At 57.5% G+C, this 23,922-nt stretch carries 24 protein-coding genes and 1 tRNA gene; 7 read left to right on the top strand and 18 right to left on the bottom strand.

The features are described 5' to 3' along the window. Positions 1–101: 101 nt before the first annotated feature. The 8 genes from KIN_RS05960 to purC all read right to left on the bottom strand — a co-directional run bounded on the left by KIN_RS05960 (position 102) and on the right by purC (position 7,810). On the bottom strand, positions 102–311 hold the full coding sequence (locus KIN_RS05960) for a hypothetical protein (protein WP_159805005.1): 210 nt from the start codon (positions 309–311) through the stop codon (positions 102–104). 104 nt (positions 312–415) lie between these two features. Continuing rightward, positions 416–1,651, bottom strand: coding sequence for an MFS transporter (locus tag KIN_RS05955; RefSeq protein WP_159805004.1), 1,236 nt, complete (start codon positions 1,649–1,651; stop codon positions 416–418). A 212-nt stretch (positions 1,652–1,863) separates the two neighbouring features. Continuing rightward, entirely contained in the window at positions 1,864–3,195 is a 1,332-nt protein-coding gene (locus KIN_RS05950) for a sigma-54-dependent transcriptional regulator (RefSeq protein ID WP_159805003.1), read from the bottom strand. A 25-nt stretch (positions 3,196–3,220) separates the two neighbouring features. After that, on the bottom strand, positions 3,221–4,996 hold the full coding sequence (locus KIN_RS05945; RefSeq protein ID WP_159805002.1) for a sensor histidine kinase: 1,776 nt from the start codon (positions 4,994–4,996) through the stop codon (positions 3,221–3,223). 53 nt (positions 4,997–5,049) lie between these two features. Continuing rightward, positions 5,050–5,718, bottom strand: coding sequence for a phosphoribosylformylglycinamidine synthase subunit PurQ (purQ, locus tag KIN_RS05940; RefSeq protein WP_159805001.1), 669 nt, complete (start codon positions 5,716–5,718; stop codon positions 5,050–5,052). Positions 5,719–5,728: 10 nt separating this feature from the next. After that, the gene (locus tag KIN_RS05935) at positions 5,729–6,766 is read right to left on the bottom strand and encodes a zinc-dependent alcohol dehydrogenase family protein (protein WP_159805000.1); all 1,038 of its coding nucleotides are present in this window, start codon (positions 6,764–6,766) and stop codon (positions 5,729–5,731) included. After that, positions 6,766–6,996, bottom strand: coding sequence for a phosphoribosylformylglycinamidine synthase subunit PurS (purS, locus tag KIN_RS05930; RefSeq protein WP_159804999.1), 231 nt, complete (start codon positions 6,994–6,996; stop codon positions 6,766–6,768). Before purS ends, KIN_RS05935 begins: the two co-directional genes overlap by 1 nt. A 52-nt stretch (positions 6,997–7,048) precedes the next feature. Then, on the bottom strand, positions 7,049–7,810 hold the full coding sequence (purC, locus tag KIN_RS05925) for a phosphoribosylaminoimidazolesuccinocarboxamide synthase (RefSeq protein WP_159804998.1): 762 nt from the start codon (positions 7,808–7,810) through the stop codon (positions 7,049–7,051). 180 nt (positions 7,811–7,990) lie between these two features. On the opposite strand from purC, the gene KIN_RS05920 reads away from it, so the two are divergent. The 3 genes from KIN_RS05920 (at position 7,991) to bmt (ending at position 11,396) form a co-directional block, all read left to right on the top strand. After that, the gene (locus KIN_RS05920; protein WP_159804997.1) at positions 7,991–8,308 is read left to right on the top strand and encodes a DUF1476 domain-containing protein; all 318 of its coding nucleotides are present in this window, start codon (positions 7,991–7,993) and stop codon (positions 8,306–8,308) included. A gap of 191 nt (positions 8,309–8,499) precedes the next feature. After that, on the top strand, positions 8,500–10,335 hold the full coding sequence (locus KIN_RS05915) for a phosphatidylglycerol lysyltransferase domain-containing protein (RefSeq protein WP_159804996.1): 1,836 nt from the start codon (positions 8,500–8,502) through the stop codon (positions 10,333–10,335). A gap of 44 nt (positions 10,336–10,379) precedes the next feature. Continuing rightward, complete coding sequence (gene bmt / locus KIN_RS05910; protein WP_159804995.1) at positions 10,380–11,396, top strand: betaine--homocysteine S-methyltransferase; 1,017 nt, start codon at positions 10,380–10,382, stop codon at positions 11,394–11,396. 251 nt (positions 11,397–11,647) lie between these two features. On the opposite strand, the gene KIN_RS05905 is transcribed toward bmt, so the two are convergent. Then, a complete protein-coding gene (locus tag KIN_RS05905; protein ID WP_159804994.1) occupies positions 11,648–12,730 on the bottom strand; it encodes a PA0069 family radical SAM protein in 1,083 nt (360 codons plus the stop codon). Between the two features lie 135 nt (positions 12,731–12,865). On the opposite strand from KIN_RS05905, the gene KIN_RS05900 reads away from it, so the two are divergent. Next, positions 12,866–13,570, top strand: a complete 705-nt coding sequence (locus KIN_RS05900; protein ID WP_159804993.1) for a cobalamin B12-binding domain-containing protein — start codon at positions 12,866–12,868, stop codon at positions 13,568–13,570. Between the two features lie 225 nt (positions 13,571–13,795). Next, entirely contained in the window at positions 13,796–14,422 is a 627-nt protein-coding gene (locus KIN_RS05895; protein WP_159804992.1) for a DUF1638 domain-containing protein, read from the top strand. On the opposite strand, the gene KIN_RS05890 is transcribed toward KIN_RS05895, so the two are convergent. After that, a complete protein-coding gene (locus KIN_RS05890) occupies positions 14,419–14,844 on the bottom strand; it encodes a SufE family protein (protein WP_159804991.1) in 426 nt (141 codons plus the stop codon). The genes KIN_RS05895 and KIN_RS05890 overlap by 4 nt on opposite strands. A 136-nt stretch (positions 14,845–14,980) precedes the next feature. On the opposite strand from KIN_RS05890, the gene KIN_RS05885 reads away from it, so the two are divergent. Next, positions 14,981–15,439 (top strand): hypothetical protein, encoded by a 459-nt coding sequence (locus tag KIN_RS05885; RefSeq protein WP_159804990.1) that lies wholly within the window; start codon positions 14,981–14,983, stop codon positions 15,437–15,439. On the opposite strand, the gene rnd is transcribed toward KIN_RS05885, so the two are convergent. The 3 genes from rnd to purM form a co-directional block, all read right to left on the bottom strand. After that, entirely contained in the window at positions 15,436–16,605 is a 1,170-nt protein-coding gene (gene rnd, locus KIN_RS05880) for a ribonuclease D (RefSeq protein WP_159804989.1), read from the bottom strand. The genes KIN_RS05885 and rnd overlap by 4 nt on opposite strands. Before the next feature lie 88 nt (positions 16,606–16,693). Continuing rightward, positions 16,694–17,266, bottom strand: a complete 573-nt coding sequence (gene purN, locus KIN_RS05875) for a phosphoribosylglycinamide formyltransferase (protein ID WP_159804988.1) — start codon at positions 17,264–17,266, stop codon at positions 16,694–16,696. Next, a complete protein-coding gene (gene purM / locus KIN_RS05870) occupies positions 17,263–18,312 on the bottom strand; it encodes a phosphoribosylformylglycinamidine cyclo-ligase (protein ID WP_159804987.1) in 1,050 nt (349 codons plus the stop codon). The genes purN and purM overlap by 4 nt, the downstream gene beginning before the upstream one ends. A 103-nt stretch (positions 18,313–18,415) precedes the next feature. Here purM and KIN_RS05865 point away from each other — a divergent pair. After that, positions 18,416–18,492 (top strand) — tRNA-Ile (locus KIN_RS05865). Positions 18,493–18,523: 31 nt separating this feature from the next. On the opposite strand, the gene KIN_RS05860 is transcribed toward KIN_RS05865, so the two are convergent. From KIN_RS05860 to KIN_RS05840, 5 genes are all read right to left on the bottom strand, one after another. Beyond that, positions 18,524–18,760, bottom strand: a complete 237-nt coding sequence (locus tag KIN_RS05860; protein WP_159804986.1) for a LysR family transcriptional regulator — start codon at positions 18,758–18,760, stop codon at positions 18,524–18,526. A gap of 62 nt (positions 18,761–18,822) precedes the next feature. After that, positions 18,823–19,515: a Crp/Fnr family transcriptional regulator gene (locus KIN_RS05855; RefSeq protein WP_159804985.1), complete on the bottom strand. Its 693-nt coding sequence runs from the start codon at positions 19,513–19,515 to the stop codon at positions 18,823–18,825. Then, positions 19,512–20,450, bottom strand: a complete 939-nt coding sequence (locus KIN_RS05850; RefSeq protein ID WP_159804984.1) for a hypothetical protein — start codon at positions 20,448–20,450, stop codon at positions 19,512–19,514. Before KIN_RS05850 ends, KIN_RS05855 begins: the two co-directional genes overlap by 4 nt. Beyond that, positions 20,447–20,968: a (2Fe-2S)-binding protein gene (locus tag KIN_RS05845; RefSeq protein WP_159804983.1), complete on the bottom strand. Its 522-nt coding sequence runs from the start codon at positions 20,966–20,968 to the stop codon at positions 20,447–20,449. The genes KIN_RS05850 and KIN_RS05845 overlap by 4 nt, the downstream gene beginning before the upstream one ends. After that, entirely contained in the window at positions 20,965–23,814 is a 2,850-nt protein-coding gene (locus KIN_RS05840) for a xanthine dehydrogenase family protein molybdopterin-binding subunit (protein ID WP_159804982.1), read from the bottom strand. The genes KIN_RS05845 and KIN_RS05840 overlap by 4 nt, the downstream gene beginning before the upstream one ends. Between the last annotated feature and the right edge of the window lie 108 nt (positions 23,815–23,922).

The following is a 23,922-nucleotide window of genomic DNA, read 5'->3' as shown; positions in this document are numbered from 1 at the left end:
TGGAAGGTGACTTGTTTGGGCGAGCTCGGACGCGCAGATGGCCGTTAGGTGTGTCGGAACATTCGCCCCGATCCACACACTGCCTGTATCTGCCTCGCGTCTCATCGCGTTCTTGTCTCCGGTCGATGATGCCCCAAACCGTAGGGCTCCGACCAATTCAGAAATGTCACGGCGCGACATGCGCCGAGCGGGTGACCGCCGCTTGGGATAATCCCATAGCTTTGGCCGATAATCCTGCGATCAAACGGCCCGTTTTGTCCTTCGGGCAGGATCGCAGTGAAACTGTCACCATGCCGTGTCGCGTCGAACACGACGGCATGTCATGCTTTAATGAGACCTTTTGCGCGCGAACACAAGGTCAATGGTCGCCGCGCTGCAGCAACGGCAATCGTGCGCACCCCGATCGTGCGTTAACTTACGGGGAATGGTCAATTTTTGTCCGTATTGCAGCGAGCGCCAGCGCGCCCCAAACGATCACGCCCAAGGCCACGTACCAGCCCAACACGCTTTGGATTTCGTTGTGCTCCATCGCGCCGCTGTCTGATGCAGAACGGGAGGCCCAGAACAGGCTTCCGGCAAAAACCACACGACCGCAGAGGCTTTGAAGTGACATGTAAGTGGCGCGGCTGTTGCTTGCCAGAAGTGGTTGGATACGTGCGAGGATAAAGGGTCGCGACAGCGAATCCGGGACCATCCGCACGAGAAGGAAGGCAATGACAATCGCCTGACTGCTAAGCGCAAGGACTGCAGATAATCCGATCTGAAGCCCGAACGCCAAAAGCAGGATGGCGGGCAATCCCATACGCTCCCGCAGCTTCAACGCAAACAGAGACGTGGTGACTGACAACAACATCATCAACGCCGTGACGACGCCACTGACCGACGGCGCCTGCGCTTCGATCCCGGTGTCCTTCAAAGCCTCAAGGATATAGGGCTGCCCAAACACAAACGGGACGTGGCTGAACACATACATCACCACACTGAGGGCAAAGAGCCAGACAAGCGCCGGTTTCGTCAGCGCGACCTTCAGCGACTTCAAAGCAGCGGAAGCCGTATGAGCGTCAGAGCCGTCGCTTACAGGTGGCGGCTCTCGGAAGGCAAGCGTGACCACAAGAACGCCAACGAACGAAAAAGTGCCCGCGATAAAGGGAAGCGTATAGCTGTGCAGCGCCATAAGGCCACCGGTCACGGCGGAGATTGCAAGCGCCGTGAAAGAGAAACGCCACGCTTTCAATTCCTGACGTTCAATTTCATCATCCCGTCCAACGGCCTTCAGGGACTCGTACAGCATGGCACTGTCAGTTCCGGACGCGAAAGCCGCGGCTGTCCCAACCAGAATTTGTGCGAGCGCAAAGACAGCAAAACTGTCCCCGGCGGCGAAAAGCGCTGTTCCGGCCGTTCCAGCAATCGCTGCCGATATCAGAGTAAACCGACGCCCGAGCCTGTCCGACATGTAGCCCGACGGAACCTCAAGCAGCGTGGTTCCCACGTCATAAATTGCGTAGAGCATCACCGCCTCGGCGGCAGAAAGTTCATTTTGGAAGTAGAGAAACCAGATCGCCTGCCAGAAAACCAAGCTCTGGAAAAAGCGAAACCATGGGTAGAGCACCACATTGCGGGCCGCACCGGACTCGTCCGCTTCGCCAGTCACACTTTAAGATCCGCAAGAGAAAACTGGTAAATCGCACCCACTCCTTGGTCAAACTGCATGACCTCCGGGGGCATGCCGAGCCTCAAGGCTAGAGAATGGGGTGGTCGATATCCAGTCAGAATTCCGGAAATGTGGCGGCGCGATCTGGCTACCGAAAGCAAAACCGCCGCACCGGTGAAGTGGCGCGGCGGTGGGTATAGCTGTAGCGGGCTTTAGAGGTATTCGGACCGCTGTAGGCCGTACTTCGCCATCTTTTCGTTCAGCGTACGACGCGGCAGGCACAGCTCTTCCATCACGCTGGCGATGGAGCCTTTGTGACGACGCATGGTGTTGTCGATCAGCATCCGCTCGAAGGCTTCCACATACTCCTTGAGCGGCTTGCCCTCTGTCGTAATGACCGGCCCCATCTCGTCGTTATCTGCCATGAGGAGGGACGCAATGGACCCCGAACCGCGACGGTTCTGAAGAACCGCCCGTTCCGCCACGTTGATCAGTTGGCGCACGTTTCCGGGCCACGGGGCTTGCAGCAATTGCGCCGCCTCTTGGGCCGACACCTCGGGCGCGTCGGAGCCGTACTCTTCGCCGTATTGCTCGGCAAACCGAGTGAACAGCGTCAAGATATCCTCGCCCCGCTGGCGCAGGGGTGGAAGGGTGATTTTCATCGCAGCCAGACGATAGTAGAGATCGGCGCGGATCAGATCCTCGCAGGTCTTGCCTTGGGCCTGCGTATTGCAGATTGCGATGATCCGCGTCTCAGCGGGAACACCCTGGTCATTGATGAACTGAAGCAGCCGCGCCTGAAGGTTCTCGGGCAGCGCTTCTATGTCTTCCAGAACCAACGTTCCCCCGCGCGCCTCTTCCACCAAAGGAAGGGTATCCCCCTCTTCGATCGGCTCAAAGAGACGGGATGCAAGGGAGTCTGCGTCATAGGCCGCGCAGCTGAGCGTGACGAACTTCTTTCCGGCGCGAGGTCCCACGGCATGCAGCGCATGGGCGGTCAGGGTTTTACCTGTTCCGGTTTCACCATCGATCAGCACATGGCCGTCCGCCTGCCCCAGATCCAGAATGTCCTCGCGCAACCGTTCCATCACAGGGCTGGAGCCGATGAGCTTTTTCATCAACGCCGCCCCATCGGACAATTCACGCCGCAGCGCCCTGTTGTCCAATGTCAAACGACGCGAAACGGAGGCCTTCTTGGCCAGTTCCGTCATCCGGTCCGGGTTGAACGGCTTCTCGAGGAAATCAAACGCACCAACGCGCATCGCCTCAACTGCCATGGGGACATCCCCGTGGCCTGTTATCATGATAACAGGCAGCGAACTGTCCTGGCTCATCAAACGCTTAAGAAACTGCATCCCATCCATTCCCGGCATGCGAATGTCACTTACGACGATGCCCGGATAGTCATTGCCAATGCCTTTCAAGGCATCCTCGGCGCTTGCGAATGTTTCGGTGTCATACCCCGACAGCGCAAGCCATTGCGAAATTGACTGACGCATGTCTTGCTCGTCATCAATGATCGCTATTTTCAAAGCGTGTCCCATGATCTCATATCCCTTTGCATGGTGCCTACTCGGCGGCTTCCACAAGTGTGTCTCTCTCTTTTAAAAGCGGAAGCTGCATCTCGAAGACAGCTCCACTTCCCTGACCATTGCGGGCGGTCAGGCGCCCCCCCAAATCCGTGATAATCCCCGAGCTGATCGCCAGGCCCAGTCCGACCCCCTCACCCGGCTGTTTCGTTGTGTAGAACGGCTCAAACAAGTGATCGAGATTTTCGATTCCCTCGCCATTGTCGCGCATTGTCAGGACCGCAGTATCTCCTGCGTTCAGCATGATCTCGATCTGCGGCTCGCTGACGCCTTTCGTTGCATCAAGCGCGTTGCGGAAGAGGTTGATGATAACCTGTTCCAAACGCAATTGGTCCCCAAGGACAACGACGGGTTCAGGCGTGAGCGTCGAAATGATCCGCACATTCCCGCGTTTCAGCTGTGGCTCCATCATCGAGAGCGATGATTTCACGGCGTCGCGCAAATCCACCGGCGCCAGATCGTCGCCGCCTTTGCGGGCATAGCTTTTCAACTGCTTAGTGATCGCGCCCATCCGGTCGATAAGGTCGTCAATCCTTTGGAACGAACTTTGCGCTTCGTCCAGCCGCTTCCGCTGGAACAGCAAACGCGCGCCCGCCAGATATGTTTTCATGGCGGCCAGCGGCTGGTTCAACTCATGGCTGACCGCGGCAGACATCTCACCCAAAGCGGCCAGCTTTTGGGACTGCGCCAAAGACTGTTCAGCCACCTCAAGGTTTTTCTCGACCTTCTTACGCTCTGCGATCTCGCGACTGAGGCGTTGGTTCAAACCGCGCAACTCTTCGCTTTCCCGTCGGAAGAACCCGGCCTGAGACTGGGCTTTTCGGGACAAGAGGTAGAACGACATCGCCAAAAGAATCGCAAATCCCATGATCTCCAGCGCCAAGACGCCGTTAACACGCTCGCGCACACTTTCGTATGTGGAGAATGATGTGAGGCGCCATCCCCTGAACGGGATGCGTCCCTCAAGCTGCATGACGGCCTCACCGCGCAGATAGGCGTCCGCCGGGGCCAGATCGAAATACCCGCCCGTTGCCTCAAATGCCCGACGAAACGCGCTCGATGTCGGGGATTGAGCCAGAGCCTCTTCAACGGTCTTGCCGCGCCAGCGCGGGTCTGTCGCAATCACGATCACCCCTTCGGAGTTCGTGACCATGACCGCCTCAGACGGGGAGCGCCAACGGGTTTCAAACCGGCGCAGGTCAACATCCACAACGATCACACCGATACCCTGCTTCTCGAACTCGATCCGACGGGCATAGGTGAAGTTATATGCGCCGGTATCCGCCTGGGTCGCGTGGAAAACCGTACCTTCGCTGCGAAGCGCATCTATAAAGTAGGGCTCCTGTCGATAAACTGTGCCCAGTTCCTGACGGTCAGCCGACGCCACGACGCGGCCCTCTCCGTCGAGAAGTCGGAGGCCTGCGGCCCCGATCTCTTCCGCGAACGAAATGAGGCGACGGGAGGTCGCCGTAAAATCATCAGAATTGAGCGCGGAAATCATAACCGGGTCGCGGGACAGCAAAAGGGGTACGACCTGATTTCGCTGCAACTCGCTGGTGATCGCGTTCGAATAAAGCGCGATACGAATCTCGCCACGGTTGCGCGTCGTTTCTGTGAACCGTGCGGTCAGCAAAGAGTTGGAGACCCAGACGATCGAAACAGCAATCGCGATAAGCGCCAATACGATCAAACGCACGCGCAGTTTAGCACGTCGCGCATCGTCGTCACGATGTTCTATAAATTCGCCCGGTCCCATTGGGCCAGATTAAGCGGTCCTGTGCCCACGCTCAAGCGCACCCTTCGGCGGAATCACGCCAGCGTCATTATACGCGTCAGGGATGCAAAGAGTTTCGCACCATCTGTTCCACCCTGGGGATCTTCAACGGCGCGCTCTGGATGGGGCATCATGCCGAGAACCCGGCGATTTTCGGAAAGAACACCCGCGATATCACCCATAGATCCGTTTGGATTGTCGATATAACGGAACGCAATTCGATCTTGGTCCTGAAGTTGTTTCATCTCCTCATCGGCCACTGAGTAGTTGCCATCATGATGTGCAATCGGGATCGTGATCTCTGCCCCCTGAGCGAATTCCTGCGTAAATGGGCTCTGCTGCGTTTCGACGCGTAGCACCTGCTGGCGGCACACGAATTTCAGACCGGCATTGCGCATCAGCACTCCGGGCAAGAGACCGGTTTCACACAAAACCTGAAACCCATTGCAGATGCCCAAGACATGACCACCCTTCTGAGCAAACGCCACAACGGCCTGAGAAATAGGTGACCGCGCCGCGATCGCACCACAGCGCAGATAATCCCCGAACGAGAAGCCACCCGGCACGCCCACGATGTCGATACCCTCAGGCAGATCGGTGTCCTTGTGCCAGACCATGTTGACGTCTGCGCCAGCTTTTCGAAACCCCTCCGCAAGATCTCGGTCGCAATTGGACCCCGGAAATACGATGACCGCTGCTTTCATGACAAAGCCCCTAATTCAGAAAATCGGTGATAACGGCAACGCCCGGTGGCGTCGGCCCATTGAATGCGGCCAGCTCCCGCCCGGCTTCGCTCAACTTGATCTCGCGCGCGATCAAGGGCGACATGTCGACCTGCCCCGTCTCGATAAGCGAAAGCAGGCTCGGATATTTCCACGATGGCATCCCGCGCGTTCCATAGAGTGCAAGGTTTCCCAGATAGACAGCGCTCATGTTAATCTCCATCCGCGCCGTATGACCGACCGGCATTCCAACCTGAACATGACGCCCGAGCGGCCTGAGGCATTCAATCGAGGCATTCGTGGTCTCGGGAATGCCAAGCGCCTCGACCGATACGTGCGCTCCGCCCCCGGTCAGTTCTTTTATCCGGCCCGCGGTATCTCCGCCCGCCGCGTTTACAGCAGCCTCAGCACCCAACGCCTTGGCGTGGGCCAGTTTTTCCTCGACGATATCCACAACAATGACCCGCGCACCCATGGCACGCCCCAAAAGCAATGTAGACAACCCGATGCCACCAGTACCGTGAACAGCCAGCCATTCGCTGGGTTGCAGTGCCGCGCGGCCCGTAAGCGCGTGCCAAGCCGTCGTCACCCGACAGCCTAATCCTGCAGCAAGCGTTGGCGACAGGCTATCCGGCAAGTGTGCCAGATTGTGATCGAAGGGAACCGCCAGATATTCAGCAAAAGCACCCGGCTCGACAAATCCCGGCAACCGCTGGTTTGGACATGTGTTTTGATGGCCAGATTGGCAGGACGGGCATGTTCCGCATGCCAGAATGAAGGGCGCGATCAAACGGTCACCGACCTTGTAGGTGGCACCGGCACCCGCTTCGACAACCTCACCGCAATATTCGTGACCGCCGATTTGCCCCGGCTTGACACGCGGATGCTCCCCGACCCAGCCATGCCAATCAGACCGGCACACACCGCACGCCAGAACCTTCAGCACAACGCCGTCCTCTGGGCACTCGGGCATTGGCCGTTCTTCGATGCTCAGGTCTTCGTTATAGGCCCGAAGCACCGCCGCGCGCATCAGCCGACCTCCACCGCGTAACTTTCGATAACCGTGTTCGCCAGTAGCTTCTCACACATCTGTTCGACGGTCTCGCGAGACGTGCCATCTGCAAGGTCCAATTCGATCACCTTGCCTTGCCGCACGCCGTCTACACCGTCAAATCCAAGCGCACCAAGTGCATGGCGGATCGCCTCCCCCTGAGGATCCAGCACACCGTCTTTTAACATCACATGAACCCGTGCTTTCATGACTCTGCCCTTCGTGTCTTCTTTCTGGTAAAAATACTCAAATCCGTCGGCCTCAATTGATGAGCGTCGGCTTGCCCAAAGGTGCGCTGTTGGTGGGCATCACCCCCAGCCTGCGCGCCACTTCCGTGTAGGCGTCCGCCAGATTGCCAAGATCCCGGCGAAACACGTCCTTGTCGAGCCGCTCATTGGTTTCCAGGTCCCACAGCCGGCAACTGTCCGGACTGATTTCATCGGCAACGATCAGGCGCTGGAAATCACCCTCGTAGAGCCGCCCGATCTCGATCTTGAAGTCCACCAGCTTGATGCCGACGGCATACATAACGCCGGACAGGAAGTCATTCACCCGCAATGCAAGGGCGACCATGTCATCGAGATCCTGCTGTGACGCCCACCCGAAAGAAATAATGTATTCCTCGGGCACCAGAGGATCGCCCAGATCATCGTTCTTGTACGAAAACTCAACCATCGGACGGGGCAGCGGCGTACCCTCTTCCATTCCCAACCGCTTGGCCATGGAGCCTGCCGCGTAGTTGCGCACGATCACCTCAAGCGGGATGATTTCCACCGCCCGGATCAGCTGTTCACGCATGTTAATGCGCTTCAGAAAATGGGTCGGCACACCAATTTGCTGCAGCCCCGTCATGAAATATTCAGACAGGCGATTGTTCAACACGCCCTTGCCCTCGATCACGTCGCGCTTTTCCGCGTTGAAGGCCGTTGCATCGTCCTTGAAATACTGCACCAGTGTTCCCGGCTCGGGACCCTCATAAAGAGTTTTTGCCTTGCCTTCGTAGATCTTCTTGCGACGTGCCATCTGGACTCCTTTGTGAGGGCCAACCGCCCTCGGGCCGGGACTCACCCCGACCTTGCGCCTTGCCTGCATAGGACACGTCACCTGCGCAGACAAGCAGCAGCACCAAAAGCCGATGAGGTCTTGCATGGTCTTCGAGCGATAGGCATATCAGGATCAAAGGACCTGACAGGAGCCAATCCAATGACAACATTCGACAGCCGCGAAGACGCATTCGAAAACAAATTTGCCCATGACGCGGAGATGCAATTCAAAGCCGAAGCACGGCGTAACAAGTTGCTGGGTCTTTGGGCTGCCGATCTCATGGGCAAATCCGGCGAGGACGCTGCAGATTACGCCAAAGAGGTTGTGAAGGCTGACTTTGAAGAAGCAGGCGACGAAGATGTCTATCGCAAAGTCGCGGGCGATTTGGGCGACAAAGCGGACGAGGCAACCATTCGCACGAAGATGCTGGAACTAATGGCCGAGGCCAAAGGCCAGATTATGAGCGAAGTGAAATAGCACAAACGCTCTCTGTCGACTTTATGTCTGGCCAATTTTAATCGTTAATCAGGCCGCAAGGCAGATGATCTAAGCGGGCATGGTGCAACCGAAGGGCCACCATGTCGGATCAGTCAACTCGCGCCTGCGGTGCGGTCCCCTCTTCTCTCCAGGGGCTCAGAAGCGCTTTCAAAATTGCGGGACAGATTGCTGTGTCCGCGCTTGCGTGCGCCGGTCTTTTTTATCTACTGCGGGACCGGATCGATCTTCTGGATCCAGACGCCATTCGCTCAATTCTCTCCGAGTTCACGCTGTTTGAATGGGGCGCCGCGTCGGTCCTGACAGCAATAAGCTTCTGGGCGATCGGGCAGTACGATGCGGCGATGTCTGCCCATCTTTCACTGTCTGTGCGAAGGCAGGACGCTGAGTCTGCCGGTTGGCGGGCAACCGCGATCTCGCAGACGCTCGGATTTGGCCTCATCACCGGTGCGCTTGTCCGCTGGCACGTTCTTGGCCGAAAAGCTGGTTTAACTCTATGGGACGCGTCTCGTCTAACGGCGGCGGTCAGCATCATGTTCCTTGTAGGATGGGTTGTTGTTATAAGCGGTACGGCTTTGGTGACCGTGGCTATTCCTGCGCCCTACAAATTCGCAGCAGCTCTGGCTATTCTTTGCTTCTGCGGAATTCTAGCCCTTTCGATCTGGGCGCTGCCGCCATGGTCAAGCCGACTGCCATCTGTCCGTGTCTTGCTCAAATCTGTCGGTCTTACGGTGCTCGACACAGCACCCGCCGCCCTCATTATCTTTCTTTTTCTCCCGGACGGATACGCGCCCTTCACAGTCATCTATCTTGCGTTTCTCGCAGCCTATGTCGCGGGCGTGATGTCGGGCATACCCGGCGGCGCGGGTGCGTTTGAACTTTGTGTTCTAGCGCTCGTGCCCCATTCCAACGGCGATGCGCTTATCGCCTCACTTCTTGGATATCGGCTGACCTACTACCTCGGTCCTGCCGCGATCGCCGGAACGTCCCTTGTGTTTGTCCGCCCCGCCAGACGGCGAGCCGCGCAGTCAGTGACCTTGCATAAGGCCGCCTGCCTGCCGCCCGAGGCGACACTTACACAGCTTAATATGTTCAAGGTTCATCAACCGCGCGGAAGTCAGTTGCATGTCCTCCGGCACATCACCACGAATTCCCACATCGTTCTGGGCGATCCATTTGGTAAAAGGACGGACGCCGACCGAAGACAGGAAACTTTGGCACATCTCCAGCGTGACGCATCCCATGCCGGGCGGGGTCTTTGTCTTTACAAATGTTCGGCAGGTGTCGCGCAATCCGCTCGTGAACTTGGGCTGGCAGTTCACCAGATTGGGCAGGACGCGGTCGTGAGCCCGGCAGATTTCGCGGTGGACGGCTCTGATCGTAGAACGTTACGTCGAAAGCTCAAAAAGGCCCAGAAGTCAGGCGTTGCGGTACGTGCATTGCACTTCGATGATTGGGTCGATCTGAAACGGATCGACGCCCAATGGCAGCACCGGAACGGAGCCGCAATGGGGTTCTCCATGGGAACGTTCGAGCGGACACTTGTGAGAAGACAAGCCGTCTTCACAGCGTCCCACAACGGACGGATCTGCGGATTTATCACCTTCCACACTTCTGGAAATCGATGGGTTCTCGATCTGATGCGCAGCGACGCGACCTGCCCAGATGGCACGATGCATGCGCTCATATACGACGCATTGAAGGTCGCAAGAGAGGAGGATGTTGGTTCCGTCTCTTTGTCGACCGTGCCACTTTCGGGTATAATCGCACCGTGCACTTTGACGGAACACCTGCTTTCCCGGCGCTTTGATAGCAGCCGCTACGCCCAGGGGCTCTTTCAATTCAAACGCAGCTTTTCTCCAAATTGGGAGCCTGTTTACGTTGTGGGATCGTCTTACACTTCTCTTGCCATATCGGCGATCGAGATTTCCCGCCGGGTCAAACATCCGATTAGGGCGAAGACCAATCTACTTCATGAACATTATGGATATTATGAATTTGCTGCATAGCCTAATTTCTGGCATGAGCGCCAAACATAAGGAAAGTAATTATCATGGCCCGAACCTCAAAACTTGAAGAGCTTCTCCAGCAACGGGATTGGCTTCTTGCCGATGGTGCGACGGGAACAGAGCTTTTCAATATGGGTCTTGCCTCAGGCGATGCGCCTGAACTGTGGAACGAAGATCATCCGGATCGTATCCACACCCTTTACAAGGGGGCCGTTGATGCCGGAAGTGATATCTTTCTGACCAACAGTTTTGGTGCAAATGCAGCCCGTCTTAAATTGCATGACGCACAAGATCGAGCATTTGACTTGTCCCGCATGGCAGCTGAGATTGGCCGGGATGTCGCAGACGCGGCAGGCCGTCCGGTGGTTGTCGCAGGCTCCATGGGCCCCACAGGCGAAATCATGGCGCCTATGGGCACGCTGACACATGAGAACGCCGTAGAAATCTTTCACCAACAAGCTGAAGGTCTGAAAGCCGGGGGTGCCGATGTCCTCTGGGTCGAAACGATTTCGGCCGCAGAAGAACTGAAAGCAGCGGCGGAGGCTGCGGCTCTGGCCGATATGCCTTGGTGCGGCACAATGAGTTTTGATACCGCAGGCCGCACCATGATGGGGCTAACTGCGCCTGCTCTGGTGGCATTGGTGGACCGGCTGAAGCACAAACCCGTCGCGTTCGGCGCGAATTGCGGTGTTGGCGCGTCCGACCTGCTCCGCACTGTTTTGGGTTTTGCCGACGCAAGCCGTCCGATCATTGCAAAGGGCAATGCGGGCATTCCGAAGTATCATGATGGGCATATTCATTACGACGGCACGCCAGACCTGATGGCGGATTACGCCGTTCTGGCGCGTGATGCAGGCGCACGCATCATTGGTGGATGCTGCGGAACCACCCCGGTTCATTTGGAATCCATGAGAGCGGCTTTGGAGACGCGGCCGAAGGGCGGCGTGCCCGAGCTTGACGCAATCTCGTCCGCACTGGGCGGGTTCTCGTCAGCCAGCGATGGCACTGATCCAAGCACGACCCCCGCGCCACGCCGGACACGCAGGCGTGCCCGCGCCTGACGCCGACCATCTCGACCAAAGCAAACTCTTCTCTTCAACAAGGGCTTCGATCCGTGATTTTCCATGTCCCGGCGTCATACATACGTTCGACCGATCAGGAAAACTCTGCGGGTCCGGGCCAGGAAGTGAAGTCGACCAGTGACATTTTGAGAAACGATCGGAGCATCCGATCCACATGTGACATCGGACGTCCTGTTGAAACTAGCGCGTCCGTCGCCAATCCGGCGGCAAAATGCTATCCGCAGAAGCGCTCAGAACAAACTGAGTTGATCGCCCGTCTTAGGGGGCACCGAAAACAGATCCGTACGCAAGCTGATGGCACCGGTTCGAAGACCCAAAGACTGCGTTGCGCGGTAAAAACGGTCGCGAAGCAACTTCGCATAGACGCCCGTTCCCGTCATGCGCGTCCCAAAATTCGCGTCATAGGGTTTTCCGCCGTGCATTTCGCGCACCCGCGCCATAACACGCGCAGCGCGATCCGGGATATGTTCCGCCAACCAGTCCTGAAACAGATCCGAAACCTCCCTCGGGAGGCGCAAGGCGATGGATGTCGCACTGCTGGCACCGACATCGCGCGCACGGGCCAGGATCGCCTCAAGCTCATGATCGGTCAGGCCAGGGATCATCGGGGACGCGCTTACGCGCACCGGAACGCCCGCCGAAACCAGCCGCTCGATCGTCTTCAAACGCCGCTCAGGACTGGGAACACGCGGCTCCATCTTGCGGGCAAGGTCGCGGTCCAGTGTCGTGACGGAAATCGAGACATGGGCAAGGCCTTTCGCAGCCATCGGCGCCAGTATGTCGATATCGCGTTCGATCAGGTTTCCCTTGGTGACCAGACCGACGGGATGATTGAAATCCGACAGAACCTGCAGAACACCGCGAATGATCTGATGGCGTTTTTCGATCGGCTGGTAGGCATCGGTGTAGGTGCCGATCGCCAAGACATCAGGCTTGTAATTTTTCGCAGACAACTCCTTTCTCAGAACGTCAGCGGCACCCGCTTTGGCGATCAGTCGCGTCTCAAAATCAAGGCCCGGCGACATGCCAAGATAGGCATGGCCTGGTCGGGCGAAGCAATAAATGCAGCCATGTTCACACCCGCGATAGGGGTTGAGCGAGCGATCGAACCCAATGTCGGGCGACGTGTTGCGTGCAATAACGCTGCGTGGTCGCTCGGTGCTAACCTCTGTGCGCAGAACTGGCCACTCTTCCTCCCGCCCCCAGCCATCATCCACGCCGACGGATTTCAAGCGCTCAAACCGGTTCGTCACATTGCTGGAGGCTGCGCGTCCTTTGCGCTGACCATGCCGGATGTTGGGGTCACTTTCCATTCCGTCAAATTAGAACAAAATAAGAACATCTTCAAGCGCCGGTCGGTTGTGGCATGGGCGATGTCGCAAATTAATGCGCATTCCCTGCGGCAAAACGTCAAGGCTGAGCCAACATGACGAAAAAGGATCACGGACATGTCCGATGAAGAAGAAGACATCATCCTGAGCGAGCTGAACGACGAAGAGCTTGTCCAGCAAATGTTCGACGACCTCTACGATGGCCTCAAAGAGGAAATCGAGGAAGGCGTGAACATCTTGCTTGAACGGGGATGGGCGCCGTATCGGATCCTGACCGAAGCCCTTGTTGGGGGGATGACCATAGTTGGCCATGACTTCCGTGACGGGATCCTGTTTGTGCCTGAAGTTCTTCTGGCAGCCAATGCAATGAAGGGCGGGATGTTCATCCTCAAGCCGCTGCTGGCAGAGACCGGTGCACCCCGTGTCGGCAAAATGGTTATCGGCACCGTAAAGGGTGACATCCACGACATTGGCAAGAATCTTGTCTCCATGATGATGGAAGGTGCCGGTTTCGAGGTCGTCGACCTGGGCATCAACAACGCGGTAGAGGCGTATCTTGAAGCGCTTGAGACGGAGCAACCCGATATTCTGGGTATGTCTGCGCTGCTGACAACGACGATGCCTTACATGAAGGTCGTCATTGATACGATGGTCGAGAAAGGCATCCGGGAGGATTACACAGTGCTCGTAGGCGGCGCGCCGTTAAACGAGGAATTTGGCAAGGCCATCGGCGCGGATGCCTACTGCCGGGATGCCGCGGTGGCTGTGGAAACAGCGAAGGACTTCATGGCGCGTAAACACAATCAACTGGCTGCGGGCTAACCGCCCTTTTCTTGTGGTGGCATGCACCCCATATTGTAATCATGCCGCCAAAAATGTTCGCAGTTCTTTTCGTCGTTGTGCTCGCTACTGCGGGTCTCACACTGCTCATTGCGTCCCAAATCGGTCCGTTGACGGGTCCGGAAGGGATGCTGGTATTGAGTGGCCTTATGATTGCCGCCCTTATTGTGCGATGGATGGCGCAGTCGAGCCGAAAGTAGCGGCGAGATGATCCCAGACGACCAAACGCTGACAGAGCAAGGCGCGCCGCCGACAGGATCAGGCCGAGTGCTTCTTTTGGCCTGTGGCGCGTTGGCCCGCGAAGTGCTTGCGGTCAAATCGCAGCATGGGCTCGGTCACATGGACCTGACCTGCCTTCCCGCCATTTTGCACAATCACCCGGACCGCATCCCCGCCGCTGTTGAAACCGCTGTTAAAGAGCACAGGGGCAACTACAGCGATATTTTTGTGCTTTATGCAGATTGCGGAACCGGTGGATTGCTGAGGGCCACATGTGACCGTCTTGGCGTTGAAATGCTCGACGGCCCCCATTGTTACAGCTTCTTTGACGGCAACGTGGCTTTCGCCGCACGAGATGAGATGGCGGCATTCTACCTGACCGATTTTCTGGTCCGCCAGTTCGATACCTTTGTAACGAAACCGTTGGGGCTCGACCGGCACCCTGACCTGCGCGACATGTATTTCGGGAACTACGACCGGCTCATATATCTGGCCCAGACAGACACACCTGAGCTTCAGAATACGGCGAAGGCCTGTGCAGACCGGTTGGGTTTGAAATACGAGTATCGCTTCACGGGCTACGGCGATCTTGCCCGCGCCCTGACATCTGCCTAAGCGGCGGCTGCGACAGCAACGGAATTGATCCGATCCACCATGGCGCGCAGTCCGTTGGACCGCTGAGCCGAGAGGTGATCATTCAACCCGAGCCGACCCAATTCCACCGGCGCGTTGATTTTGGGGATATCCGACACGGAAACACCGGAATAGAGCGCTTTCAGGACCGCGATCAGACCTCGAACGATCATCGCGTCGCTTTCTCCTTCGAAGGTAAACGTCGCCGATGGCCCCTCGCCCTCTATGGTCGGATGAAGCCAGACCTGCGATGCGCAACCGTCGACTTTTGTGGCAGGGACCTTCAACGCGTCATCCAGAGGATCCATCGCTTTACCCATGTCGATCACATGCCGGTAGCGATCTTCCCAGTCTTCGAGAAACTCGAATGTCTCGACAATCTCTTCAAAGGCAGCTTGCGCCATCATCCACGTCCTTTTCTGCTTGGTGGTGAGATAAGCTGCACTGCCGGGCACGTCCAGAGCACACAAGGACGCGCAGGCTTTTCAAGGCGCGATGTATGCGCTACCCAATCGACACGAGACGAAGGCGGGGACCTCTATGACACGATCACTTTTGGCGGCACTGAGCCTTGTGCTTGTCCTGACCGCATGCGGCGGAGTTCGCGAGTCGGGCCTTAACCCATTCAACTGGTTCGGCAGGGATCGCAGCGAGCCCGTTGCCGCGTCAGATGTGCAAGCGCCGCAAAACCGTCGCCCACTTGTATCGTCAATCGTCGGACTTCAGGTCGATCCAACGCCCGAAGGTGCCATTATACGCGCCATCGGATTGCCGCCCACTCAGGGCTACTGGGATGCAGGTTTGGTGCGCGTGCCAAGCAGCGACCCAAGCGTTCTGGCCTTCGACTTCAGGGCTTTGCCGCCTGTAAACGCGCAGCCGCAAGGCACGGAACGCTCCCGGGAAATCCTTGCAGGTCGGGCCGTTTCATCTGACGATCTTGAGGGCATTCGCACCATCGTCGTAAATGGAAACACCAACCGGCGAAGTGTCCGGCGCTAGGCTTGCGTCAATTCGACGATCTTGACGCTTGCGCCATCGGCGGACAGGGCGACTTCCCCCCGACACAGACGCAGGGCGTCCTCGCCGAAAACTTCCGCGCGCCACCCCATCAAGGCAAGGCCGTCCCGGTCCCCCAAGGCGATGTCATCAAGCTCTGACGCGGTTGCAATCAGTTTTTGCGCGACACCCGCCTTTTCGGCCTTGGCCTTTAACAGGACGCGCAGCAGGTCGGCCAAGGCCGCGTTGATTTGCCCTTTGTCCCGTTGAGGCGCTGCGCGCGGCAGGTCGGCATCGGGGCAGACAAGGCCCGCTTCGACAGCGGCGATGATGCCATCTGCGATGTCTCCTTTGCGGGCTTCTCGTAACAGCAAACGAGACTTCCCAAGGTCATTCGCGTTTTTAGGTTTGGTCGAAGCCAGTTCCAGCAACGCATCATCCTTGAAAACGCGGCTGCGCGGTACATTGCGAGTTTGCGCATAAGTTTCGCGAAACCGGGCCAGTTCGCGCACAATTGCCAGAAAGCGCGGCGCAGTTGATCGGACTTTTACGCGCTTCCATGCGTCATCGGGATCGATCACATAAGTCTCGGGACGCCTGAGAACGTCCATTTCCTCTTCAACCCAAGCGCGGCGTTTCGTGCGATCCAGACGTGCCGAAAGATATTCGTAGATCTCCCGCAGGTGCGTCACGTCAGCCAGAGCATAGTTTTTCTGGGCATCGCTCAATGGGCGCCTGGACCAGTCTGTAAACCGCGAAGACTTGTCGACAGAGCCCTTGGTGATCTTCCTCACCAAAGTCTCATACCCCACTTGTTCGCCAAAATCGCAGACCATTGCGGCCACTTGCGTATCGAACAGAGGCGCCGGGATGACATTGCCCTCGACATAAAAAATCTCAAGATCCTGTCGCGCCGCGTGAAATACTTTGACGACGTTCGGATCCCGGAAAAGATCATAAAGCGGCTCAAGCGACATGTCTGATCCAACAATCGGATCAACAAGGACCGCGTCGTCCTCACCTTCGCCCGCGACAGCAAGTTGGATCAGACACAGTTTCGCGTAATAGCTGCGTTCTCTCAAAAATTCCGTATCGACGGTGACATAATCAAATTCCCTGGCGTGCTCACAAAAGGCAGCCAAGTCTTCGGTCGTCGTTAATGTCTTCATGCAGTGGGCGTCTTTTTGTTGTTGTTCTTTGGTGCTCCCCCGCTTTCCGGTCTAAGCCAAAAGACCCGGCTTGGGAAGTCCCGCGGCGTTAACCTAAACTGGTCGCAAACGCACGCAGCACTTCGGGATAAAGCCGGTGCTCCTCGACCAAAACTTTTGCGGCCAGGCTATCGGGCACATCCTCTGGCACGATGGCCACCTTCGCTTGGCCAAGGATTGGACCGTCGTCCAACTCAGCGGTGACCAGATGGACAGTGCAGCCGGCCTCGGTATCGCCCGCCTCAATCGCACGGCTATGCGTGTTCAGCCCCTTATATTTGGGCAGAAGCGACGGGTGAATATTGAGAATGCGCCCTTCATACCGGCTGACAAAATCGGCGCTAAGTACCCGCATAAACCCGGCAAGACAAATAATATCCGGGTCGGCTGCTTCGAGATGTCTCAAGAGTTCCGCCTCAAAGGCGGCCCGGTCTTTGCCAAATGCCCGATGATCAACCGCTGCGGTCGCGATGCCCATTGCGCTGGCCTTGGTAAGCCCCGCCGCCGCCGGATCGTTGGACAACACCAAAACAGGGCGAGCCGGATGATCGCCTGTCATATCTTCGCAAAGGCGTACCATGTTGGAGCCGCCACCAGAAATCAGAATGGCCGTTCGTTTCACAAAAGCTGGCCCTGATACCCAATGTCGCCGCGCGTCGTGACGGTACCGATCTGGAAAACCGTCTCGCCCATATCAGTCAATTGCAGGCTGATAGCCTCTGCGGCCTGTGGTGCAACCACCAGTACCATGCCGATCCCCGCATTGAACGTCTTGAGCAAGTCGGCCTCTGGTGTGCCACCTGTCTCAGCCAACCAGCGAAAAACAGGCGGCAGATCCCAGGCGGTCAGATCAATCTCTGCGCCCAAACCTTCGGGCAGAACACGCGGCAGATTTTCGGTCAGGCCACCACCTGTGATATGGGCCAAGGCGTGCACACCCCCGGCCCGGATTGCAGCCAGACATGGCGTCACATAAAGGCGTGTTGGGGCCAAAAGCGCGTCGCCCAAGGACACGCCAGACGCGAACGGCGCGTCTGCATCCCAGTCGAGGCCGGACACCTCGACGACCTTGCGCACCAGTGAATAACCGTTTGAATGCACCCCGTCCGAGCCTAGCCCGAGCAGCACATCGCCCTCATTCACATCTGACGGCAACGCCCTGCCCCGCTCCATCGCGCCAACGGCAAAGCCCGCGAGGTCGAAATCCTCGCCATGATACATGCCCGGCATCTCTGCCGTTTCGCCGCCGATCAACGCGCAGTTCGATTTGACGCAGCCTTCCGCGATACCCTCAACGATGGTCGCAGCAGCCTCGATCTCCAGCTTTCCGGTCGCGAAATAGTCGAGGAAGAAAAGCGGCTCGGCCCCTTGGCAAACAAGGTCGTTCACGCACATGGCGACCAGATCAATGCCAATCGTATCATATCGCCCCGTGTCAATAGCGATCCGCAGTTTCGTCCCGACGCCATCCGTGGCCGCCACCAGAACCGGATCCTCATAGCCTGCAGCCTTGAGATCAAAGAGCGCGCCGAAGCCGCCCAATCCTGCCATAACCCCGGGTCTGTCGGTGCGCTTGGCCGCCGGTTTGATCCTGTCCACCAAGGCGTTGCCCGCGTCGATATCCACGCCCGCATCCGCGTAGGTCAGCCCGTTTTTCGTCTCGCTCATAACGCCCCCAATCTGGTGCGCCCGCGATAGCGCATGGGTGCCGGGGGGGCAATATGCTTGACCGTTCCGGCGGTTCTGATAGGCACTGTTTCACGCCAATCGGGGGCCTGTAGCTCAATTGGTTAGAGCAGAGCGCTCATAACGCTTTGGTTGGGGGTTCAAGTCCCTCCGGGCCTACCAACTTCCGCCTTTGCGACGAAGCCTGACCTGCTTAGGCGTTGAATCTGGGCCGGAAAAAGTTGATCGCCGCGCGGACTTTCTTCGGCAGATAGCTGCGGCTTCGAAAATCAGGCAACGCAAACCACAGGCAATTGCGCCCCTCCATGTCTTCAAGTGCAGACACTATTCGAGACACGGAGGATGGATCAAGATCCAGCACACGGGCGGCCGCAGCAAAACTACCGTGCCGCGCCAAAAGCAACATTGTTTTCAGGTTTTCAATATCCATTCGCGGAAATTATGGATGGATGACAGGAGCGAGCAGCCCATCTGCCGTGGAAAGCGCAACCCTCAGTTCTTGCGGGAAGACTGCGACAGGTCCAGATCCTCAATACGGCGGGCCAGTGCGTCTTGATCCAACACACCGATGGCACCCTTGCTGATGTCTATGATGTTCATGTCCCGCAGCGTTCCAAGCTCCCGGTTCACAGTCTGTCGAGAGCACCCTACGACATTTGCCAGATAGGACTGGCTTTGGGTGAACTTCGAATTTCGGGACGACATGTCATGAAGATATACGCAGATCTTCTGTTCTACCGAGTAGAACTGGTCCACCGATTTGAACATGTTATCTCGGGTCATCATGTCGTGGAAGATCACCGCCAGATTGCGGATCATGACGGGCGACTTCAGCTGCTCAAACAAAAGCGGCGTAGCGCAAAAGAGAACGGTGGTGTTTGGGAAGGCCACACAGGTTGCCGCACAGGGGCGGTCCGCAATGGCTTCGATTGCGCCCAAAGCATCACCTTCGCCCGCATGATAGATGATCGACTTATGGCCATCTTCGCTCATGTAACTGACCTCTATCGTCCCATGAGCCACCATGAACATGCCCGACGTGCTTTCGCCCTGTGCCAAGACGACCTCTTGTTTGGGAAACGAACGGACAGAGCAGAGATCGATCAATTCGACCTTCTTGTCGTCCGGCAAATCATTGAGCAGGCTTGCTTTAAGAAGATGCGGGAACCTCAGGGAATTGTTCATTTTCTGTAGGCCTCCAACGGGGTCACGTTGCACATTTCATGGTCCGGATGGTCGCAGCAAAACTTGATCTCAGCAAGGGAACTGCCGTGGAACGTCTGCCATGCCGGGCGGGTCAGTCCATGGAGCGGCGGCATCGCATGCGACATGGGAAATTCCCGCGCTGCTATGTCGGCACCTTCCGGTGTTTCCAATCCGGTCATCCAGTCCGTGAGCTCTCCGCACGTGCGCGCGACGCCGATACGATGGCATCCAAGACATGTGTTGTCGCGCGGCTCCATGGTTTCGGTAGGCCATTCACCAAACCCAAACTCGGACCCGACATGAAAGTACGGACCCAGCGGGTTAGCGGGAATCTCATGCCACACCTGCCCCATGAACGGGGAATACATGAAGGGATCGTTGTCATGACAGATCCCGCATCCGTCCTTTGCGACCTCTTCGGGTGATACCCAGAACCCGCCGTCATCCCTATCCGTTGGTGAGGCAACTAACGCGCCATCCAGCGGGTTTTCGCGATCATGGGAGATTGCCTGAAACCAGCAGGTCGCGCCGGTCGCGGGGTTGTGCGCAATCACGTCAATTTCATCATAGAGAAGAATGTCTTCCGCGCGATTGTGTTTCTGCCTGCACATGACAGATATCTGTGCGGTGTCCGTCGACAGATCCAAGATACGGGAATTCGGAACACACTGACCGTCTGTCCCTGCCCCGTTGCTCAACAACCCCGGTCGGTCACAGTCCATATTCCTTTCGAACGTTTCCGACGTGATGAGCGTTCCGTCTACCGTGATCGGAACAGTGACCCCATCGGCACAGGAAAAGGCGGGCACCGGTCCGACCTGTTCGATGCATTGCTCGGCGTAGGACTGCGCATTCGCGCCTAGGGGCGCCAGAAGAAAGCCCGCGACGACGAGGGCTCTGGCCCGCCCGATCACAGCGCACCCTCCTTTGCGGCAAGTACATCCTGCGCCGTTTTTCTCAAAGCTTCATAGTAGCGGACATATCCTGTGCACCGGCAGATATGGTCGCCAATCGCGTTTTGGATCGCATCGTCCAATTCGTCTTCGGTGACAGGCGCAGTGGCCAGCCAGTCGAGGAAAATTTTCGAGGCCATGACAAAACCGGGCGTGCAGTAGCCGCATTGAAACGCAAAATTTTCCAGAAACGCTGTCTGGATCGGGTGCAGATCGTCACCTGATGCAACGCCCTCCACTGTGGTAATGTCGGTGCCGTTCAACGTCGCAAGGGCGGTTGAACAACTAATGACGGGAACAGCGTTGGGGTTCGGAGCCTTCACGACGGAAACCGTACACGCGCGGCAAATCCCCATGCCACAGCAGAACTTGGTGCCAGTCATATTCATGTCTTCATGAAGGTAGTCGAGCAGCATCTCGTCCCCTCGCTCCGCACCTACGGTCTGCACCACGCCGTTTACGCTGAATGAAATGCTCATGCGCGCAACCCTTCCAGTATCTTCTCGGGTGTGATGGGAAGCGACGTATAGCGTTTGCCGACCGCATCCCTCAGCGCGTTCGAGATCGCAGGCGGGATAGAACACATCACCGCTTCCGCAATGCCACGCCCCTGCCCCTTGTCCGCAGGTGTCTCGTCAAGGATATGCAATTCCTGCGCCCGGGCACCCGGTCGATATTCGACACCCAAGGGCACGTCCTGCATCCGCGCGACGTGATACTGATCCAAGTTCCACGTGCCGTTTGCAGGGCCGCCCATACCCGGGGGCAGGTCCTCGTGCAACGTATAGCTTATTGCCATCGCGACACCGCCTTGGCTTTGCCCCGAGACAAGATCATGAACATGGATACGACCGGCATTCAAAATGCTGACCACGTTTTCGATCTGCACGCGCCCGGTTGTGCGATGCACGGTCAAGGACACGATGTTTACGCAAGGCGCCCAGACATATCGTGAGTACCGCTTTGACGCGCTGTCAGGGCCAAATCCGTTCTGGCGAACCACGCGGCGCGGCAAGCTCTGTTCACCTTCGTAAAGAGAGACGCCATCGAGGGCCAAGTGAGTTAACGCGCCCTCCCGCAGATCGAAATCGGCCTCCGCCCAAGTATTTTGGAAATAGGCGTGCCCCAACGCACCCCGAGGCAGGCCCATCTCGGCCGCTGCGGTTGCAAGTGACGGCAACGATATAGGATCGGTGGCCCCGTCCACGAGGCTCAAGGCGCCATTGCGCCATGTCACATCAGATCGCACCAAATCAGGTTGCCCCCAGATCTGGCGCGCGGCGGGCAAAAGCGTGGCCTCGAACAATGCGTGCGCTGTCTGCTGAACCACGTGCACCTGATGAAGCCCGGTGAGACACGCCGACGAAGACCCAACGCCCTTGGCTGTCCAATCCGGATTGGCCCAACGGGTACCCGTGGTGTCCTTTGTTGTGAGACCCGTCTGACCGAACAGGGTATAGCAGCCCATATCGACGTGGTCCGCATTGGCCCCCAGAATATCCCCGATCACAACGCCAAGCGTGGTCGCCGAGCCATTGCCCATGTCAACGGCGTCGGACTGGACAGTCAGCTTGCCCTCGGGCGTTATCAAAACAGCCGCGACCGTGCCGTCGCCTGAGGTGCCGTAGGCTTGCAAGGACATGGCAATCCCGGTGCCATAGTTGACCTCGCGCGTATCATAATCCTGTTTCAAGGCGGCCCGGTTGGCCCAAAGCGGATGCGCCTCGGCCATGTCCAGCATCTCGGTCAGGCGCAGCTCCTGCTCGACAGGTCCGCCGACAACCGTTGTATCGTTCTGCGAGATTGCATTTATGCGCCGCAAGTCCACCGGGTCCCAACCCTTCGCCGCAGCCACGTCGTCAAGTGCGGTCTCAATGGCGAAAAATGCCTGCGGTCCGCCAAATCCCCGCTGGGACCCACCAGAGATATTCTCGGAATGGATCGCGTCGGCGTAGATATTGGCCATCGGGGTCTTGTAGCTGCCCCCGGCGCAGAGTGCGGCGAGGCTGGCGACATAGGGGCTGAGGTTCTTCCGCCCACCCCCGTCGAACTGCAGTGTCATCTCGATGTTCTGGATCGTTTTGTCCGGCGCGATGGCCAACTGACCACTCAACGTGGCCGCGTGTCGTTTGAGGCCGACGCGGAACTGCTCAAACCGATCATAGATCAGCTTCACAGGTCTGCCATCTGTGAAGGCTGCGGCCAGCGCCAGCATCAGCGAAAAGGGTGACTTGTCACGTCCCCCGAAACCACCGCCCGGATAACAGCTTGTCAGGGTCACTTCGTCAAGCGGCGTAGGTGCATCGCCTTCCTTATACATGGAGACAATGTCGCGGACGTCACCATCAGGCGATTGCGTACCCAGAACGAGCCTGAGGATCTTCTTCTCTGGGTCCAGCCAAGCAAGACCTGCTTCTGGCTCCATGAACATCGGATCCATTGCCCGCATGTCAGACTGGATATCCTGCCGGATCAGACCGGGGATCGACGCTAAACGCGCTTCGATTTTCCCGCGGTAGGTATCCGCCTCATGTGGATAGGCATAGGGGTTGGCCGTTGCGTAATCGAAGGCCTCACCGTCGACATCATACTTGACGTAAGTCGTCTTCGGATCGAACGGCTGATCTTTCGGCGGCAAAGGGCCATCCGGCGGAGCATAGATCTGGAACTGGTCATCCTGAAACTGCATGGCCTGAAGGGCCGCGCGGTATCCTTTGAAATCGTCAAAGATCAACAATGCAACAGCCTGCCCCAGATAATCTGGGACATTTCCAGGCTGGACAATCAGGTCGTACACCACGGCACTGGGCCGATCAAACCCTTCCGGGCTGGGGTCAAAAAGCGCTTCCTTGATTTGCTGATTGACGAACCGCGTTTCTTTGATCTGCTGATCCATCACCAGGTCCCGCCGGAACGAAACCTGAGGAGATCTTTGTGCTTTGGTCAGCTGGTTGCCCAATACGATACGCGCGCTCTGCGCCACTTTCGGCAAAGCACTGGTCCGAAGACCAATAAACCGCTCCTTCGTTGTCAGCGCCCGCAGAAACATCGCGTAGGTCTGTGTTTTCGGCCACGGCTCTGGCATGTCGCGGGCGTCGAAATCCCGCGCGTATACCTTTTGTCCTGTGACCTTCGCCACGCCATCAATCCGCTGCGCCGCCACGCCCGGTGTACCAGCCGGCGAGGTTCCGATTTGTGCTTGCTGCGAAGAATTCGCGACTGCGGGCAGTCCGAGCAATGAAACTGCTACAGTGCCGGATGATGTCTGCAAAAACCTACGGCGACTGAGCCCCCCCGATACGGGGTTCGCTGAAGCAAAAACCATAAACTGATCCAGAAAAAAATTTCGAGGCAAAATAGCACTCGTTACGTACTGATCCACCCTAGGATCCATTTTTTCTGCACATTGTCGCCTTGGCGACAGATGCATCCG

The organism is Litoreibacter roseus (assembly GCF_009811795.1).
Classification (GTDB): domain Bacteria; phylum Pseudomonadota; class Alphaproteobacteria; order Rhodobacterales; family Rhodobacteraceae; genus Litoreibacter; species Litoreibacter roseus.
This window is presented reverse-complemented; position numbering and strand designations above follow the sequence as displayed.

Bases quoted from the DNA above. Each gene is read 5' to 3' on its own strand.
- KIN_RS05860 (WP_159804986.1), bottom strand. From the start codon at position 18,760: ATGGATATTGAAAACCTGAAAACAATGTTGCTTTTGGCGCGGCACGGT.
- KIN_RS05895 (WP_159804992.1), top strand. From the start codon at position 13,796: ATGATCCCAGACGACCAAACGCTGACAGAGCAAGGCGCGCCGCCGACA.
- rnd (WP_159804989.1), bottom strand. From the start codon at position 16,605: ATGAAGACATTAACGACGACCGAAGACTTGGCTGCCTTTTGTGAGCAC.
- purQ (WP_159805001.1), bottom strand. From the start codon at position 5,718: ATGAAAGCAGCGGTCATCGTATTTCCGGGGTCCAATTGCGACCGAGAT.
- purS (WP_159804999.1), bottom strand. From the start codon at position 6,996: ATGAAAGCACGGGTTCATGTGATGTTAAAAGACGGTGTGCTGGATCCT.
- bmt (WP_159804995.1), top strand. From the start codon at position 10,380: ATGGCCCGAACCTCAAAACTTGAAGAGCTTCTCCAGCAACGGGATTGG.
- purM (WP_159804987.1), bottom strand. From the start codon at position 18,312: ATGAGCGAGACGAAAAACGGGCTGACCTACGCGGATGCGGGCGTGGAT.
- KIN_RS05945 (WP_159805002.1), bottom strand. From the start codon at position 4,996: ATGGGACCGGGCGAATTTATAGAACATCGTGACGACGATGCGCGACGT.
- KIN_RS05905 (WP_159804994.1), bottom strand. From the start codon at position 12,730: ATGGAAAGTGACCCCAACATCCGGCATGGTCAGCGCAAAGGACGCGCA.
- KIN_RS05950 (WP_159805003.1), bottom strand. From the start codon at position 3,195: ATGGGACACGCTTTGAAAATAGCGATCATTGATGACGAGCAAGACATG.
- KIN_RS05920 (WP_159804997.1), top strand. From the start codon at position 7,991: ATGACAACATTCGACAGCCGCGAAGACGCATTCGAAAACAAATTTGCC.
- KIN_RS05885 (WP_159804990.1), top strand. From the start codon at position 14,981: ATGACACGATCACTTTTGGCGGCACTGAGCCTTGTGCTTGTCCTGACC.
- KIN_RS05900 (WP_159804993.1), top strand. From the start codon at position 12,866: ATGTCCGATGAAGAAGAAGACATCATCCTGAGCGAGCTGAACGACGAA.
- KIN_RS05845 (WP_159804983.1), bottom strand. From the start codon at position 20,968: ATGAGCATTTCATTCAGCGTAAACGGCGTGGTGCAGACCGTAGGTGCG.
- purC (WP_159804998.1), bottom strand. From the start codon at position 7,810: ATGGCACGTCGCAAGAAGATCTACGAAGGCAAGGCAAAAACTCTTTAT.
- KIN_RS05935 (WP_159805000.1), bottom strand. From the start codon at position 6,766: ATGCGCGCGGCGGTGCTTCGGGCCTATAACGAAGACCTGAGCATCGAA.
- KIN_RS05890 (WP_159804991.1), bottom strand. From the start codon at position 14,844: ATGGCGCAAGCTGCCTTTGAAGAGATTGTCGAGACATTCGAGTTTCTC.
- KIN_RS05840 (WP_159804982.1), bottom strand. From the start codon at position 23,814: ATGGTTTTTGCTTCAGCGAACCCCGTATCGGGGGGGCTCAGTCGCCGT.
- KIN_RS05855 (WP_159804985.1), bottom strand. From the start codon at position 19,515: ATGAACAATTCCCTGAGGTTCCCGCATCTTCTTAAAGCAAGCCTGCTC.